13 protein-coding genes are annotated in these 14,226 nt (G+C 74.1%); 6 read left to right on the top strand and 7 right to left on the bottom strand.

Annotated features, from left to right (window positions below):
* Nucleotides 1–2,042: EAL domain-containing protein (locus tag AB0O00_RS16825; protein ID WP_363652421.1), on the top strand; the 2,042-nt coding region annotated here is incomplete at its 5' end.
* Nucleotides 2,043–2,198: 156 nt separating this feature from the next.
* On the opposite strand, the gene AB0O00_RS16830 is transcribed toward AB0O00_RS16825, so the two are convergent.
* From AB0O00_RS16830 to AB0O00_RS16845, 4 genes are all read right to left on the bottom strand, one after another.
* A complete protein-coding gene (locus AB0O00_RS16830) occupies nt 2,199–3,164 on the bottom strand; it encodes a DUF4331 family protein (RefSeq protein WP_363652423.1) in 966 nt (321 codons plus the stop codon).
* 83 nt (nt 3,165–3,247) lie between these two features.
* Nucleotides 3,248–3,985, bottom strand: a complete 738-nt coding sequence (locus AB0O00_RS16835) for a hypothetical protein (RefSeq protein WP_363652425.1) — start codon at nt 3,983–3,985, stop codon at nt 3,248–3,250.
* A 90-nt stretch (nt 3,986–4,075) separates the two neighbouring features.
* Nucleotides 4,076–4,609 (bottom strand): PadR family transcriptional regulator, encoded by a 534-nt coding sequence (locus AB0O00_RS16840; protein WP_363652427.1) that lies wholly within the window; start codon nt 4,607–4,609, stop codon nt 4,076–4,078.
* 27 nt (nt 4,610–4,636) lie between these two features.
* Nucleotides 4,637–6,676 carry an NADPH-dependent 2,4-dienoyl-CoA reductase gene (locus AB0O00_RS16845; protein ID WP_363652429.1) on the bottom strand — a complete coding sequence of 680 codons (2,040 nt, stop codon included), beginning with the start codon at nt 6,674–6,676 and terminating at the stop codon, nt 4,637–4,639.
* A 215-nt stretch (nt 6,677–6,891) separates the two neighbouring features.
* Between AB0O00_RS16845 and AB0O00_RS16850 the strand changes: the two genes are divergently transcribed.
* A complete protein-coding gene (locus AB0O00_RS16850; protein WP_363652431.1) occupies nt 6,892–8,139 on the top strand; it encodes an FAD-dependent monooxygenase in 1,248 nt (415 codons plus the stop codon).
* A gap of 73 nt (nt 8,140–8,212) precedes the next feature.
* On the opposite strand, the gene AB0O00_RS16855 is transcribed toward AB0O00_RS16850, so the two are convergent.
* Nucleotides 8,213–8,788, bottom strand: coding sequence for a TerD family protein (locus tag AB0O00_RS16855; RefSeq protein WP_359965676.1), 576 nt, complete (start codon nt 8,786–8,788; stop codon nt 8,213–8,215).
* 237 nt (nt 8,789–9,025) lie between these two features.
* On the opposite strand from AB0O00_RS16855, the gene AB0O00_RS16860 reads away from it, so the two are divergent.
* The 3 genes from AB0O00_RS16860 to AB0O00_RS16870 all read left to right on the top strand — a co-directional run bounded on the left by AB0O00_RS16860 (nt 9,026) and on the right by AB0O00_RS16870 (nt 10,294).
* On the top strand, nt 9,026–9,319 hold the full coding sequence (locus AB0O00_RS16860) for a hypothetical protein (protein WP_363652434.1): 294 nt from the start codon (nt 9,026–9,028) through the stop codon (nt 9,317–9,319).
* Between the two features lie 85 nt (nt 9,320–9,404).
* Nucleotides 9,405–9,884 (top strand): MarR family transcriptional regulator, encoded by a 480-nt coding sequence (locus AB0O00_RS16865; protein ID WP_363652436.1) that lies wholly within the window; start codon nt 9,405–9,407, stop codon nt 9,882–9,884.
* On the top strand, nt 9,881–10,294 hold the full coding sequence (locus AB0O00_RS16870) for a hypothetical protein (RefSeq protein WP_363652438.1): 414 nt from the start codon (nt 9,881–9,883) through the stop codon (nt 10,292–10,294). Before AB0O00_RS16865 ends, AB0O00_RS16870 begins: the two co-directional genes overlap by 4 nt.
* Here AB0O00_RS16870 and AB0O00_RS16875 read toward each other — a convergent pair.
* The gene (locus tag AB0O00_RS16875; protein WP_363652440.1) at nt 10,291–11,859 is read right to left on the bottom strand and encodes a glycerol-3-phosphate dehydrogenase/oxidase; all 1,569 of its coding nucleotides are present in this window, start codon (nt 11,857–11,859) and stop codon (nt 10,291–10,293) included. The two genes, AB0O00_RS16870 and AB0O00_RS16875, sit on opposite strands and share 4 nt — an antisense overlap.
* Nucleotides 11,856–12,467, bottom strand: coding sequence for a helix-turn-helix domain-containing protein (locus AB0O00_RS16880; RefSeq protein ID WP_363652442.1), 612 nt, complete (start codon nt 12,465–12,467; stop codon nt 11,856–11,858). The genes AB0O00_RS16875 and AB0O00_RS16880 overlap by 4 nt, the downstream gene beginning before the upstream one ends.
* 74 nt (nt 12,468–12,541) lie before the next feature.
* On the opposite strand from AB0O00_RS16880, the gene AB0O00_RS16885 reads away from it, so the two are divergent.
* Nucleotides 12,542–14,110, top strand: coding sequence for an FAD-binding oxidoreductase (locus tag AB0O00_RS16885; RefSeq protein WP_363652444.1), 1,569 nt, complete (start codon nt 12,542–12,544; stop codon nt 14,108–14,110).
* The last annotated feature ends 116 nt before the right edge of the window (nt 14,111–14,226 follow it).

Here is a 14,226-nt window from a genome sequence, read left to right on the forward strand (position 1 = left end):
CGCTCGCCGCGTACCGCGAGACCCGCCTGCTGCCCGTCGAGGACGTCGGCAGCAGCCTCGCCGTCCGCCTCGACGGCATGCCCTCCGCCCTCCTGTGCCCGCTCACCCTCGCCGAACGCCCCTCCGGCGACCCGCTGATCGGCGCACTCATCGTCACCGGCACCGAGCAGGAGCTCACCAGCCTCTGGGGCTCGCTGGAGATCCTCGCCGCGCAGGCCGCCCTGGCCGTCGAGCGCGTCATGCTGAGCCGGGAGATCAACCGCCGCAACAGCGAGCTGTACTTCCGCACCCTCGTGCAGAACGCGAGCGACGTCATCCTGATCCTCGACGCGAACGACGGCATCCGCTACGCCTCGTCCTCCGCCGAGCGCGTCCTCGGCTACCCGGACCTGGCGGGCACCCAGCTCACCGACCTCGTGCCGCCCGAGGACAGCCGGGCCGTCGGCAAGGCGCTGGCCCGCATGCGCGGGCCCGCCGCCCTGCCGGGCGCGCCGGAGCAGACCGGCGAGCGGCCCCGCGACGGACGCCGCGACCAGCACCGGGACCAGCACCGCGAGCACTGGCGGCTGCTGCGCACCGACCGCTCCCCCATCGAGGCCGAGGTCCGCCACACCGACCTGCGCACCGACCCGACCGTCGGCGGCCTCGTGCTCACCCTGCGCGACGTCACCGAGCAGCGCCGCATGGAGCGCGAGCTCACCCACCGCGCCTTCCACGACTCGCTCACCGGCCTCGCCAACCGCGTCCTGTTCCTGGACCGCGTCGGCCACGCGCTGTCGCGCGGCGAGCGCAGCGGCGCCGTCACCGGGGTCCTGTTCATCGACCTCGACGACTTCAAGGTGGTCAACGACACCCAGGGCCACGCGGTGGGCGACGAACTGCTGGTCGCCGTCTCGCTGCGGGTCTCCACCGCCCTGCGCTCCTCCGACACCGCGGCCCGCCTCGGCGGCGACGAGTTCGCGGTGCTCGTCGAGGACGTGCTGCTCCCCGACGACGTCGACGCGATCGCCGAGGGCGTGCTGTCGGTGTTCGCCGAGCCGTTCAAGCTGAGCGCGGGCTCGGTGCGGGTGACGGCGAGCATCGGCGTGGCCACCACCGAGGACAGCGTGGACGCGGCCGAACTGCTCACCCACGCCGACCTCGCGCTCTACTCGGCGAAGGCGGCCGGGCGGCGCCAGTCCTGCCACTACCAGCCGGCGTTCCAGGCCGGTCTGGTGGAGCGGCACGAGCTGAACGAGAACCTGGACACCGCGATCGCCGAGTCCGCGTTCAAGCTGTACTACCAGCCGATCGTCGACCTGCGCACCGGCGACCTGGTCTCCTTCGAGGCCCTGGTCCGCTGGCCGCACGACCGGCGCGGCATGGTGCTGCCCGACGAGTTCATCGCCCTCGCGGAGGAGAGCGGCCAGATCGTCCCGCTCGGCGCCTGGGTCCTCGAACGCGCCGCCCAGGAGGCCGCCCTGTGGCAGACCGCGAGCTCCGACGCCCGCGCCGCCGCCGGCCGGCCGCCGCTGCGCGTCAACGTCAACGTGTCCGCGCGGCAGTTCCGCGACCCGGGCTTCGTCGGCGTCGTGCGGGGCGCGGTCGCGGCCTCCGGGATCGACCCGCGCACGCTCGTCCTGGAGCTCACCGAATCGGTGCTGATGCGCCGCGACGAGCGCGTCCACGACGACATGCAGACGCTCTCCGGCCTCGGCGTCGGCATCGCCATCGACGACTTCGGGACGGGCTACTCGTCGCTGTCCTACCTCCGCGAGTTCCCCATCTCGATCCTGAAGATCGACAAGTCGTTCATCGACGGCCTCGGCTCCTCCCAGCAGCAGTACGCCCTCGTCGAGGGCATCGCCAGGATCGCGGACACGCTCGGCGTCCAGGTCATCGCCGAGGGCATCGAGCACGCCGAACAGCGCGACCTGCTCGCCGCCATGGGCTGCCCGCTCGGCCAGGGCTACCTCTTCGCCCACCCGCTCACCCCCGAGCAGGCCCGCGCGCTCGTGCGCACGACGACGTACGAGCCGGCGCCGGGGACCGCCGGGCGGTGAACGCGGTGCGCGGCGCCGTGGCGAGGGCGGTCAGGAGCGGGAGGGCCGGCGCGGCGTGACACCTCGCCGGCTGCCGGGCGTGCGAAGCGGCGGTCGAGAATTCTCGACCGCCGCTTGGGAGTTCGGGAGTTCGGACGTCTGACGGACCGGCCGCCGCTAGCGGGTCGGGTGCGGGTGGCCGAGGTGGGGGAAGACGGGCAGCAGGTCGGTGTGCGGGGGGACGTGGTCGGAGGTGATCTTGCCGCCGGACACCATGGCGAGGCGCGCGGAGGTCACGTCGTCCACGAGCGTGCGGCCGTTGGGGTAGCCGGCCGGGCGGGAGCGGTCGTAGCGCAGGACGTCCGGCAAGACGAGCTTGAGCGTCTCGGTCGCCGCCGCGGTGGTGTAGTCCCCGGTGTGCTGGAGGACGGCCGTCCACGCCTCCCGGTAGGTGTCCCAGTCGTCGGCGGGCTCGCCCGCGTTGTAGGCGTCCTTGACCTCCTCCGCGTTGAAGTAGGCGGTGAGGGACGGGTGGGCGCCGCGGTCGATGGACGTGAGCCCGCCGTTCTCGCGCAGGCTCACGCGCGCCCACACGCCGATCGCCGGGTCGGGGCCGAGCTCGGCGTCCGGCACTTCGAGCGCGATGCCGAAGACGTTCGCCTCGGCCATCGCGTCCTTGCCGGTCCAGGTGAAGTTGTTGACGATCCCTTCGAGGTCGGCGAAAAACGGGTCGCTGCGCAGGCCGACGGAGAGCTTGTAGCCGTCCTTCTCGATCACCTCCGGCGCGTCGCCGAAGGCGACCGGCGCCGCCTCGAACAGGACGTCCCCGGTCGCGTCGTGCCGCTGCGCGGCGGCGCCGGTGGCGCGGCGGACGGTGATGGTCTGGCCGCCGGCCGCCGGCGCCGAGAAGGTGAACGAGTAGGCGACGTCGGCACGGTGGTCGCCGTCGGTGTCGACGTTGAGCCGGTAGACGGCGTCCGGGTGGAACTCGGCCGCCTGGGTGGGGGCGTACGGGTTCACGTTCATGATGAGGACGGTGCGGTCCGGGGCGCCGGCGGCCGGGAACGCGAAGACGTCGGTGAGGTCGAGCCGCGCGTCGCCTCGGGGAGAGCGGAGGTTGGGCCCGCTGAGGTGATGGGACATGCGACCGTCGTAGCAGCCCGGCCCACCCCGCATCCCGACGACACCCGCACCGGCCACCACCGTCCGCCGATCGGATCACAGCGTCAGACGGCTGCGCCCTGGGCGGCTGCGGCGGCGGTGGCGCCGGCGGGGGTGCCGAGGGTGTGTTCGGCCTTGGCCACGGCGGTGCGGTACTGGAAGGACGCCGTTTGGGAGCCCGTGTCCTGGCGCTGGAAGAAGCCGAAGACCATCGCGACCGGGCCGAAGCGTTCGATGGCGATGTAGGCGTTGAGCTGGACGCCGGCCAGGGTGCCGTCGAGGCGGACGGCGGGGGCGTCGGGGCGGTCGCCCAGGGTCACGGGGGCGACGGTGAAGCTCACCGCGTCCTCGGTGCCCGCGTTGAAGGTGATCTGGTGACAGGTGCGGAACGCGTCGGTGGCGGTGTTGAAGTCGGTGGTGAGCTTGCCCGGGTCCTCGGCGGTGAGGTTCTCGGTCACCATCGGGTTGCCGTCCGGGCCGTCGAGTTCGACCTCGACGTGCGGGCTGCCCGGCGTCGGGGTGGCCTCCGCGTGCATGTTGATGAGCGCGCTGAGGGCGTCGCAGCCGCTCGCCGGGGAGGGGTTCTCGCCGGGGCTGGGGCTGCTGGTGGTGGGGACCTCGGTGTAGCCGGGGCCGACGTCGTCGACGGTGAGCAGCGCCGCCTTGAGCTGGTCGGCCGTGGGGAGGTCCTGCGCCGGCGCCGCGGCGGCCAGGTGCGCCGGGCCTAAGGCGACGGCCGCGACGAGCGTTGCGGCGGTAAGGACGTGGAGCGGCCTCGGGTGCGACATCCTCGGGTGCGACATGCGGGCCCCCGGTCGAGAGTTCGGGCAGGGACAGGCCACCAGTGTCCCACCGGGGTCGGCGAGGAGCGCGCGGGAGCGGAACGCCGCAGGTCAGTCGGCCGGCAGGGCATCCAGCGTCTCGGTGAGCCACTCCACCCAGAACGTCTCCAGGCCGATCCCCGCCCGAAGTACGGCGTGCTGGAGCCGGTTCTCCTCGTCCGCCCGCTCGGGCGGGAAGTCACGCCGCTCGATCGCCAGGTAGTCGTCCAACTGCGCACGGTGAAGCGCGAGATGCCGCCGGAGCTCGGCGTCGAGACCGCTCGCGCCGACAACCGCCGCGGCACGCAGCCGCAGCAGCAGCGGCTCGCGGACGGCCCGCGGGTCGCAGGCGTCCTCCGTCCAGCGCCGGAGTTCGGCGCGGCCGGCCGCCAGCACCTCGTACTCCTTCTTCTGGCCGCGGGCCGGGCCGGCCTGCGGGAGGGCCCGGATGTGTCCGGAGGCCTCCAGCCGGCCCAGCTCGCGGTAGATCTGCTGGTGGGTGGCGGACCAGAAGAAGCCGATCGACTTGTCGAAGCGCCGGGTCAGCTCCAGCCCGGAGGAGGGCTTCTCCAGCAGGGCGGTGAGGATGGCGTGGGGCAGCGACATGCCGTCGATCCTAGGGGCCGTGACAGCTCAGAGCGCCGCGGCCAGTTCGGTGCCCTGCTTGATGGCGCGCTTGGCGTCGAGTTCGGCGGCCACGTCGGCGCCGCCGATCAGGTGCGGGGTGTGGCCGAGGGCGCGCAGGTCGGCGTCGAGGTCGCGGCGCGGCTCCTGGCCGGTGCAGAGCACGACCGTGTCGACGGGCAGGAGCTGGCGCTCGCCGTCGATGGTGACGTGCAGTCCGGCGTCGTCGATGAGGTCGTACGTCACGCCGGCGACCATCTTGACGCCGCGGTGCTTGAGTTCGGTGCGGTGGATCCAGCCGGTCGTCTTGCCGAGTCCGGCGCCGACCTTGGTGGTCTTGCGCTGGAGGAGGTGGACCTGGCGCGGCGGCTTGGGCTGCTCGGGGCGGCGCAGGCCGCCGCGCTCGCGGTACTCCGGGTCGATGCCCCACTTGGCCTGGAAGACGGGCGGGTTGAGGCTGGCGGCGTCGCCCTGGTCGGTGAGGTACTCGGCGACGTCGAAGCCGATGCCGCCCGCGCCGAGGATGGCGACGCGCTCGCCGACGTGGGCGCCGTCGCGCAGGACGTCGAGGTAGCCGACCACGCTGGGGTGGTCGACGCCCGGGAGGTCGGCGGGGGTGCGGGGGGCGACGCCGGTGGCGAGGACGATCTCGTCGAAGCCCTCGGCCGCGAGCTGTTCGGCGGTGACGACGGCGCCGAGGCGCTGGGTGACGCCGAGTTCGGCGAGCCGGGTGCGGTAGTAGCGCAGCGTCTCGGCGAACTCCTCCTTGCCGGGGATGCGCCGGGCGATGTCCAGCTGCCCGCCGATGACCTGTGCGGCGTCGAACAGCGTGACGTCGTGGCCGCGTTCGGCGGCGGAGACGGTGAACGCGAGCCCGGCGGGCCCGGCCCCGACGACGCCGATGCGCTTGCGCAGCTTGGTGGGCGAGAGCACGAGCTCGGTCTCGTGGCAGGCGCGCGGGTTGACCAGGCAGGAGGTGATCTGAAGGTTGAAGGTGTGGTCGAGACAGGCCTGGTTGCAGCCGATGCAGGTGTTGATCGAGTCGGCGCGGCCGTCGGCGGCCTTGGCGACGAAGCCGGCGTCGGCGAGCAGCGGGCGGGCCATCGAGACCAGGTCGGCGTAGCCGTCGGCGAGCAGCTGCTCGCCGGTCTCGGGGGTGTTGATGCGGTTGGTGGTGACGAGGGGGATGCCGACCGAGCCCATCACCTTCTTGGTGACCCACGCGAAGCCGCCGCGCGGCACCGAGGTGGCGATGGTGGGGATGCGGGCCTCGTGCCAGCCGATGCCGGTGTTGATGATGCTCGCGCCGGCGGCCTCGACGGCCTGGGCGAGCTGCACGACCTCGGCGAGCGTGGAGCCGCCGGGCACGAGGTCGAGCATGGAGAGGCGGTAGACGACGATGAAGTCCTCGCCGACCCGCTCGCGGACCCGGCGGACGATCTCGACCGGGAAGCGCATGCGCCGCTCGTAGGACCCGCCCCACTCGTCCTCGCGCCGGTTGGTGGCCGCCACGATGAACTCGTTGATCAGGTAGCCCTCGGAGCCCATGATCTCGACGCCGTCGTAGCCGGCGCGGCGGGCGAGCTCGGCGCAGCGCGCGAAGTCCTCGACGGTCTGCTCGACCTGCTCGGCGGTGAGCGCGTTCGGCACGAAGGGGCTGATCGGCGCCTGGAGCGCGCTGGGGGCGACGAGGTCGCGGTGGTAGGCGTAGCGGCCGAAGTGGAGGATCTGCAGGGCGATCTTGCCGCCTTCGGCGTGCACGGCGTCGGTGACGACGCGGTGCTTGTCGGCCTCCTCCTCCGTGGTGAGCATCGCGCCGCCCTCCCAGGGGCGCCCGGCCTCGTTGGGGGCGATGCCGCCGGTGACGATCAGGCCGACGCCGCCGCGGGCGCGCTCGGCGTAGAAGGCGGCCATGCGGTCGAAGCCGTCGGGGGCCTCCTCCAGGCCGACGTGCATCGAGCCCATCACCACGCGGTTGGGCAGGGTGGTGAAGCCGAGGTCGAGCGGGCTGAGCAGGTGGGGGTAGGGGCTGCCGGGCGTGGCGCTCATCGACGTCTCCTGGAGGGCGCGGGTGCTCTGGTTACCGCAGAGTAGGGGACGCCGGGAGCCACGTGCAACTAGTTGCATAATGGTTCGGCGGTATCGTCCGGGCACTGGCCCATCGAAGTCCAGGCACTGGCACCATCGAAGTCCAGGCACTGGCACCATCGAGGTCCAGGCATTGGCACCATCGAAGCAGTCGAATGCACAGGAGGGGGACGGACGTGCGGGGTGGATCGGTCGCCGTGGTCGGCGGGAGCATCGCCGGAAGCGCCTTCGCCAGGGCCGCGGCCCGGCAGGGGGCCGGGCGGGTCGTGGTCCTGGAGCGCAGCCCGGGCCTGCTGGAGGACCGCGGCGTCGGCCTCTGCATCCTGGACGACCGCTTCGCCGAGCTCGTCGACGCCGGGCACGTCCCGGCCGACGTCCGCCGCCACCGCCTCGCGCTGCGCCGCTGGATCACCCGGGACGACACCCCGGGCAGCGCCGGCGACCCGCGCGGACGGCAGCTGTGGACGCAGCCGTTCTCGTTCCACTCCTTCCACTGGGGCGTGCTCTGGCAGTCCCTGCGCGCACGGACACCCGCGAACGTCGAGTACCGGCTCGGCACGACGGTGACGGAAGTCGGCACCGACGACGACGGCGCGTGGGTCGCCGACGCCCGCGGGGGCCGCGAGCCGTACGACCTCGTCATCGGCGCGGACGGCTACCGCTCGGCGGTGCGCGAGGCGGTCTGCCCGCAGGCCGGCCCCGAGTACGCCGGATACGTGTGCTGGCGCGGCAGTTACGACGCCGCGCTCCTGGAGCAGCTGCCCGGCGGGGCGGCGGCGTGGCCCGAGGAGGAGTGCGCGACCGTCTGCTACCCGGGCGGCCAGGTCGTGCTCTACCGCATCCCGGGCGTGGAGCCCGGCACCACCCAGGTGAACTGGGTCTTCTACGCGCCCACGCCCGACTGGCTGGAGCTGACCGGGCCGACCAGCATCCCGGCGGGAGCGCTCGACGCCGGACGGGCGGACGAACTCGCCGAGCTCGCCGAGCGGTGCCTGCCGCCGTACTGGGCCGCCGTGGTCACCCTGACCCCGCCGGAGCGGACCTTCCTCCAGCCGATCTACGACCTCGCGACCCCGCGGCGCACGGCCGGGCGCCTTCTCCTCGCGGGCGACGCCGCCACCGTCGTCCGCCCGCACAACACCAGCGGTGCGGTGAAGGCGCTCCAGGACGCGCATGCCTTCGAGGAGGCGCTGCGCGGCGCCGACGGCTCGTGGAGCGCCGCGCTCTCCGCGTACGAGCGCGAACGGGGCGCGGCCGGGCTGGAGTTGGTGGACCTGGGCCGCCGGCTCGGCGGGGCGCAGGTCGTCGACGCGCCGGACTGGTCCGCCATGGACGAGTCCGCGATGGCCGACTGGTGGCACCGGCAGGTCACCGGCGGCGGGGGCTTCGGCGGCAGCCCCCTCGCCTCCCGGCCGGGGGCGTGATCGGGGGCGGACATGAGCGAGCGGCCGCACGCCCGGTTCGGACGTGCGGCCGCTCGGACTCGGCGCCGGAGGATCAGACGTTGACGCCGTAGTCGCTCGCGATGCCGCGCAGGCCGGAGGCGTAGCCCTGGCCTATCGCGCGGAACTTCCACTCGCCGCCGTTGCGGTACAGCTCGCCGAAGACCATGGCGGTCTCGGTGGACGCGTCCTCACTCAGGTCGTAGCGGGCGATCTCCTGCCCGTTGGCCTGGTTGACGACGCGGATGAACGCGTTGCGGACCTGCCCGAAGTTCTGCATCCGGGCGTCGGCGTCGTAGATCGACACCGGGAAGACCACCTTCGCCACGTCGGCGGGCACCCGGGCCAGGTCGACCTTGATCTGCTCGTCGTCGCCGTCGCCGCCACCGGTCAGGTTGTCGCCGCTGTGCTCGACCGAACCCTCCGGGCTGCGCAGGTTGTTGAAGAACACGAAGTGCTGGTCCGACACGACCTTGCCGAGGGCGTTGCAGAGCAGCGCGCTGGCGTCCAGGTCGTAGTCCGCCCCGGTGGTGGTCCGGACGTCCCAGCCGAGCCCGACGATCACGGCGCTCAGACCGGGCGCCTCCTTGCTCAGCGAGACGTTGCCGCCCTTGGCCAGCGAAACTCCCACGATTCCCTCCTCGGATCTCTCCCTGCGGACGAATCTACAACACTGTAGAGATCACGAGAATCCACCTGCGGTCGCTGCCGACCCCCGGCATTTCTCAGGGGTGTACGCGGGAACCGGACGCGGCCTGCGCGGCCCGCGACCACCGGGTTTCCCGCGGGCGGGCCCGGCCGGGGCGCCCGACCTAGACTGGCCGTGCGGGCGGAGCTCCCCGGCCCCTCGACCGCGCGGGAGGTCCCCATGCGCCAGCGGTACAGCTTCCACCTCGACCAGGCCGGCCACTCGGTCACCGTCAACGTCCGCTCCGGCTGGATCACCGAGACCGAACTGCTGGTGGACGGCAAGGAGTGCGCGTTCCACCGCGTGCACGGGCACGGCGCCTACCCGCTGACGCTGGCCGGGCAGCTCGCCGAGGAACCGCCGGTCCCGCTCGCGGTGCGACTGGACCGCACGGGGGTGGCGGAGCACCCGCTGGCGTGCGTGCTGGAGCTGGACGGGGCGGCGCGGGCGATGCCGGAGCGGGTCGGGCGCTGACGGCCGGACCCAGGCTGCCCCGATTGCCTGCTTGCCCCGGATGGCGGCTTGCCCCGGTTACTACGGAACCGTAATATCCGAAAGCGTGACGTCCGATTCCGCACCCCCCTCGGTTCCCGAGGCTTCTGCAACCCCCGGAGCCCCCGCCGACCCCGGCGCCTCCGCGCTGCTCGCGCTCCAGCGGGCCACCCACGCGACGCTCCAGCTGCTCGCCGGCGAGCTGGCCGGGCTCGGCCTCACCGCCTCCGAGATCAACGCGCTCGCCAACCTCGCCGACGGGCGGTCCAGGACGGCCTCCGAGCTCGGCGCCGCCGTCGGCACCCGGCCGACCACCCTGACCGGGGTGCTCGACCGCCTGGAGCAGCGCGGCCACATCACCCGCGGCACCCGCGCCGGGGACCGCCGCTCGGTGCTGGTCGAGCTCACCGCCTCCGGCCGGCAGACCGCCGAGACCATCCGGCGGACCGTGACCGGCCTGGAGCGCCGCGCGCTCCGCGACCTCTCCCCCGCCCAGGTGGACGGCTTCCACGCCGTGCTCCTGGCCCTCACGAAGGCTTCCGCATGACCGAGCCCGACCTCGAAGTGCCCACCGCACCGGACGAGTTCACCGCCCTGATGCACGAGGTGACGGCCGGCGCCGAGCGCTTCGACCACCGTCGGCACGTCCACCTCACCTGGCTCGCCGTCCGCCGCTACGGCCGCGCCGCCGCGCTCGCCCTGGTCGCCGACGGCATCCGGGCCACCGCCACCCGGGCCGGGGCGCCACAGAAGTTCCACGTGACGATGACCCGGGCCTGGGTCGAGCTGGTCGCCCAACACGCCACCGAGGACGAGGACTTCGCCTCCTTCGCCGACCGCCACCCCGAGCTGCTGGACAAGGGGCTGCTCGCCCGCCACTACCGGCCCGGCACGCTCGCCGACGAGCGCGCCCGGACCGGCTGGGTCGAGCCTGACCTCAAGTCCTTCACCGGCTAGTCGTCCTGACACTCCGTCAGGATCTCCTCGACGGCCTTCGTCGCCCGCTCCGCGTCCTCCGCCACCAGGCCGATCCTGGTCCGGCGGTGGAGGACGTCCGCGACGTCCAGCGCACCCTCGTGGGTGACGGCGTACGCGATCTCGGCGCGCGTCACGTCGATCCCCTCGGCGACCGGGGTGAGGTCGCCGGCCGCGAGCACCTCCGCCGCCGCGCCGCCGTGGCGGGCGAGCAGCGAGGCCGGCACGCCGCGCTCCGGGACCTCGCGGCTGTCGCGGTGCCCGGGGGCGCCGACCAGCGGCAGCCGGGCCGTCCAGCACGCCCGGGCCGGCAGTCCGCGCAGCCGCACGACGGCGTCCACCGCGTCCTCCGCCATCCGCCGGTAGGTGGTGAGCTTGCCGCCGACCACCGTGATCATCCCGGACGGGGACTCCAGCACCGCGTGCTCGCGCGAGATGTCGGCGGTGCTGCCGCCCCCGGTGTCGATCAGCGGGCGCAGCCCGGCGTAGGCGCCGCGCACGTCCGCCCTGGTCAGCGCGGTGCTCAGGGCGCCGTTGACGGTGTCGAGGAGGAAGCCGATCTCGCCGTCCGTCGGCACCGGCTCGTCCGGGATCGGGCCGGGCGCGTCCTCGTCGGTGAGGCCGATCGCGACCCGCCCGAGTTGCTGCGGCAGCGCGAAGACGAAGCGGCTGGTCGAGCCGGGCACCGGCACGGTGAGCGCGGCCGTGGGGTGGCCGAGCGCGGCGGCGTCGACCAGGACGTGGGTGCCGCGGCTGGGCCGCAGCCGGATCGACGGGTCCACCTCGCCCGCCCACACGCCGGTCGCGTTGACGACGGCGCTCGCGCTGACCGTCAGCTCGTGCCCGCTCACCGTGTCGACCAGCCGGGCCGAGTCGCCGGTGACGTCCTCGGCGCGGACCCGGGTCAGCAACGTCGCGCCGTACTGCGCGGCCGTCCGGGCCAGTGCCAGCACCAGCCGTGCGTCGTCGACGAGTTGGCCGTCGTGCGCGACGACCGCGCCGCGCAGCCCCGCCGTCCGGACGCCCGGCACCAGCCGGCGGGTCCGCTCCGCGTCGATCCGGCGCACCCGGGGCAGCAGCGCGCCCGGCGTGCCGGCGCTCATGCGCAGCGCGTCGCCGGCGTGGAAGCCGGCGCGGATCAGCGCGCCCTGCCCGGGGCGCAGCAAGTCCGGGAGCAGCGGGACGAGTTGGGGCAGCGCCCGGATGAGGTGCGGCGCGGTGCGGGTCATCAGCACCCCGCGCTCGATGGCGCTCTCGCGGGCCACGCCGAGCCGCCCTGAGGCGAGGTAGCGCAGGCCGCCGTGCACCAGCTTGGAGCTCCAGCGGCTGGTGCCGAACGCGAGGTCGCGGGACTCGACGAGCACCGTGCGCAGGCCGCGCGTGGCGGCGTCCAGGGCCACCCCCGCGCCGGTGACGCCGCCGCCGATCACGAGCAGGTCGACCCGCGGCCGGTCGGCGAGGGCGTCCAGCTCCAGTTGCCTCCTGGCCGCGTTGAGCCGGCTCGTTCCGGCGAAGGGGCCCGCTATCAACCCGTAGGGAGGCGTCATGGCGCGAGGTATCCGTTCAGCGCTCTGGCCAGTTCGCGCCGCCAGGCCGCCTCGGGCAGCAGGGAGGCGACCATGCGGTGCGACTGGACGGTGGACTGGGCGATCAGGAGCACCATGGCGGCCAGTTCGAGCGGCTCGCCGGCGCGGATCGAGCCGTGCGCCTGGCCCTGTTCGATGCCGGTGCGCAGCGTCTCCAGGAGGCCGCGCTGGCTGGTGCCGAGCCGTTCGACGACGTACTCCAGGAGCAGGTCGGAGTCGTCCGAGTGCAGGAGCGCGCCGAGCACCGGGTGGTCGCGCAGCCGGACGGCGACGTCGACGACGCGGTCGACGAAGGTCTCGCGGTCGTGCACGTCCAGCGCGACGCCCTCCTGGGTGGCCACCAGGATCTCCCGGGTGAGCAGTGCGCCGATCACCGCCTTCACGTCCGGCCAGCGCCGGTAGACGGTCGGCCGGCTGACCCCGGCGCGGCGGGCGATCTCGGCCAGCTGCGTCCGGCGCACGCCGAGGTGGACGATCAGCTCGGCGGCGGCGTCGAGGATCGCGTCGTCGGTGCTGCGCGGCTGCTGGGCGCCCTGGGAGGCCGGCGAGGCGGCGTTACTACTTGACATGATGTGTGAAACTGTAACGCATGGCACCTGAGACGCAAGCGGGCCCGGCCGACGCCGCGCTGCCGCTCCCCCCGATGAAGTGGGACGCCTGGGGCGACCCGGCCCTCGCCAAGGAGCTGTCCGCGAACATCAAGGGACTGCTCGCGGCCGCCCTCGGTGTCACCGGCGACGCCGAGCCCGGCCCCACCGCCGACGAGGTCCGCCTGCGGCCGTCCCGGCTCACCGACGCCGACCTCAAGGCGCTCGCCGCCGTCGTCGGCGAGGCGCACGTCAGCGCCGCCGACGCCGACCGCCTCCCCCGCGCCGGCGGCAAGTCCACCCCCGACCTGCTGCGCCGCCGCAGCCGCGAGCCGCAGGACGCGCCCGACGCCGTCGTGCTGCCCGGCAGCGAGGACGAGATCGCCGCCCTGCTCGCGCTGTGCGCCGAACACCGCATCGCCGTCGTGCCGTTCGGCGGCGGCACCAGCGTGGTCGGCGGCCTCGACCCCGAGCGCGGCGGGCTCAACGCCGTGATCTCGCTCGACCTGCGCCGCTTCGACGCGCTGCTCGACCTCGACGAGACCTCCGGCGAGGCCCTCCTCGGCGCCGGCCTCACCGGCCCGGCCGCGGAGGCACTGCTCGCCGAGCGCGGCCACGAACTCGGCCACTACCCGCAGAGCTTCCGCTTCGCGACCATCGGCGGCTTCGCGGCCACCCGCTCCTCCGGCCAGGACTCGGCCGGGTACGGGCGCTTCGACGACATGGTGCGCGGCCTGCGCGTCGTCACCCCGGTCGGCGTGCTGGACCTCGGCCGCGCCCCGGCCTCCGCCGCCGGACCCGACCTGCGCGAGCTCTTCCTCGGTTCGGAGGGCGCCCTCGGCATCATCACCGCCGTCCGGGTCCGCGTGCACCCGGTGCCCGCCGTCAAGGCCTACGAGGCGTGGAGCTTCCCCGACTTCGCGACCGGCAGCGCCGCCCTGCGCGCCGTCGAGCAGCAGGGCACCGGGCCGACCGTCATCCGGCTCTCCGACGAGGCCGAGACCATGGTCAACCTGGCCATGACCGAGCAGATCGGCGGCTCGCCCGCGGTCAGCGGCTGCCTCGCCGTCACCGTCTTCGAGGGCACCGCCGAGCAGGTCGCCGCCCGGCACCGGCTCACCCGCGAGGTCCTCCTCGCGGCCGGCGGCACCTCGCTCGGCGAGGCCCCCGCCCGCGCCTGGGAACACGGCCGCTTCAACGCCCCCTACCTGCGGGACTCCCTGCTCAGCGCCGGCGCGCTCTGCGAGACCCTGGAGACGGCGACGAACTGGAGCCGGCTGCCGCACCTGCGGACCGCCGTCACCGAGGCGCTCACCACCGCGCTGCCCGGCGCGCTCGTGCTCTGCCACATCTCGCACGTCTACCCGACGGGCGCCTCGCTCTACTTCACCGTCGTCGCCGCCCTCGGCGAGGACCCGCTCCCCCGATGGGGCACCGCCAAGCACGCGGCCTGCGACGCGATCATCGCGGCGGGCGGCACGATCACCCACCACCACGCCGTCGGCGCCGACCACCGGCCCTGGATGACCGACGAGATCGGCGAGTTGGGCGTGCGGATCCTGCGCGCGGTCAAGGCCGAGCTCGACCCGGCGGGCATCCTCAACCCCGGCAAGCTGATCCCGTGACGACGCGCGCGCCGAGAACCGTCGCGCTGCTCGCCAACCCGGCGGCGGGGGGGGGGGGCCGCCCGCCCCCCCCCCCCAGCACCCCGGCGGGGCCGGAGGGCGCCCCCGCCCCCCCC

This window comes from Kitasatospora sp. NPDC093558 (assembly GCF_040683475.1).
Taxonomy (GTDB): domain Bacteria; phylum Actinomycetota; class Actinomycetes; order Streptomycetales; family Streptomycetaceae; genus Kitasatospora.

Excerpts from the sequence above, each read along its gene's own strand:
- AB0O00_RS16830 (WP_363652423.1), bottom strand. The coding sequence starts at position 3,164 with ATGTCCCATCACCTCAGCGGGCCCAACCTCCGCTCTCCCCGAGGCGAC.
- AB0O00_RS16835 (WP_363652425.1), bottom strand. The coding sequence starts at position 3,985 with ATGTCGCACCCGAGGATGTCGCACCCGAGGCCGCTCCACGTCCTTACC.
- AB0O00_RS16840 (WP_363652427.1), bottom strand. The coding sequence starts at position 4,609 with ATGTCGCTGCCCCACGCCATCCTCACCGCCCTGCTGGAGAAGCCCTCC.
- AB0O00_RS16845 (WP_363652429.1), bottom strand. The coding sequence starts at position 6,676 with ATGAGCGCCACGCCCGGCAGCCCCTACCCCCACCTGCTCAGCCCGCTC.
- AB0O00_RS16860 (WP_363652434.1), top strand. The coding sequence starts at position 9,026 with ATGCGCCAGCGGTACAGCTTCCACCTCGACCAGGCCGGCCACTCGGTC.
- AB0O00_RS16870 (WP_363652438.1), top strand. The coding sequence starts at position 9,881 with ATGACCGAGCCCGACCTCGAAGTGCCCACCGCACCGGACGAGTTCACC.
- AB0O00_RS16875 (WP_363652440.1), bottom strand. The coding sequence starts at position 11,859 with ATGACGCCTCCCTACGGGTTGATAGCGGGCCCCTTCGCCGGAACGAGC.
- AB0O00_RS16880 (WP_363652442.1), bottom strand. The coding sequence starts at position 12,467 with ATGTCAAGTAGTAACGCCGCCTCGCCGGCCTCCCAGGGCGCCCAGCAG.
- AB0O00_RS16885 (WP_363652444.1), top strand. The coding sequence starts at position 12,542 with ATGAAGTGGGACGCCTGGGGCGACCCGGCCCTCGCCAAGGAGCTGTCC.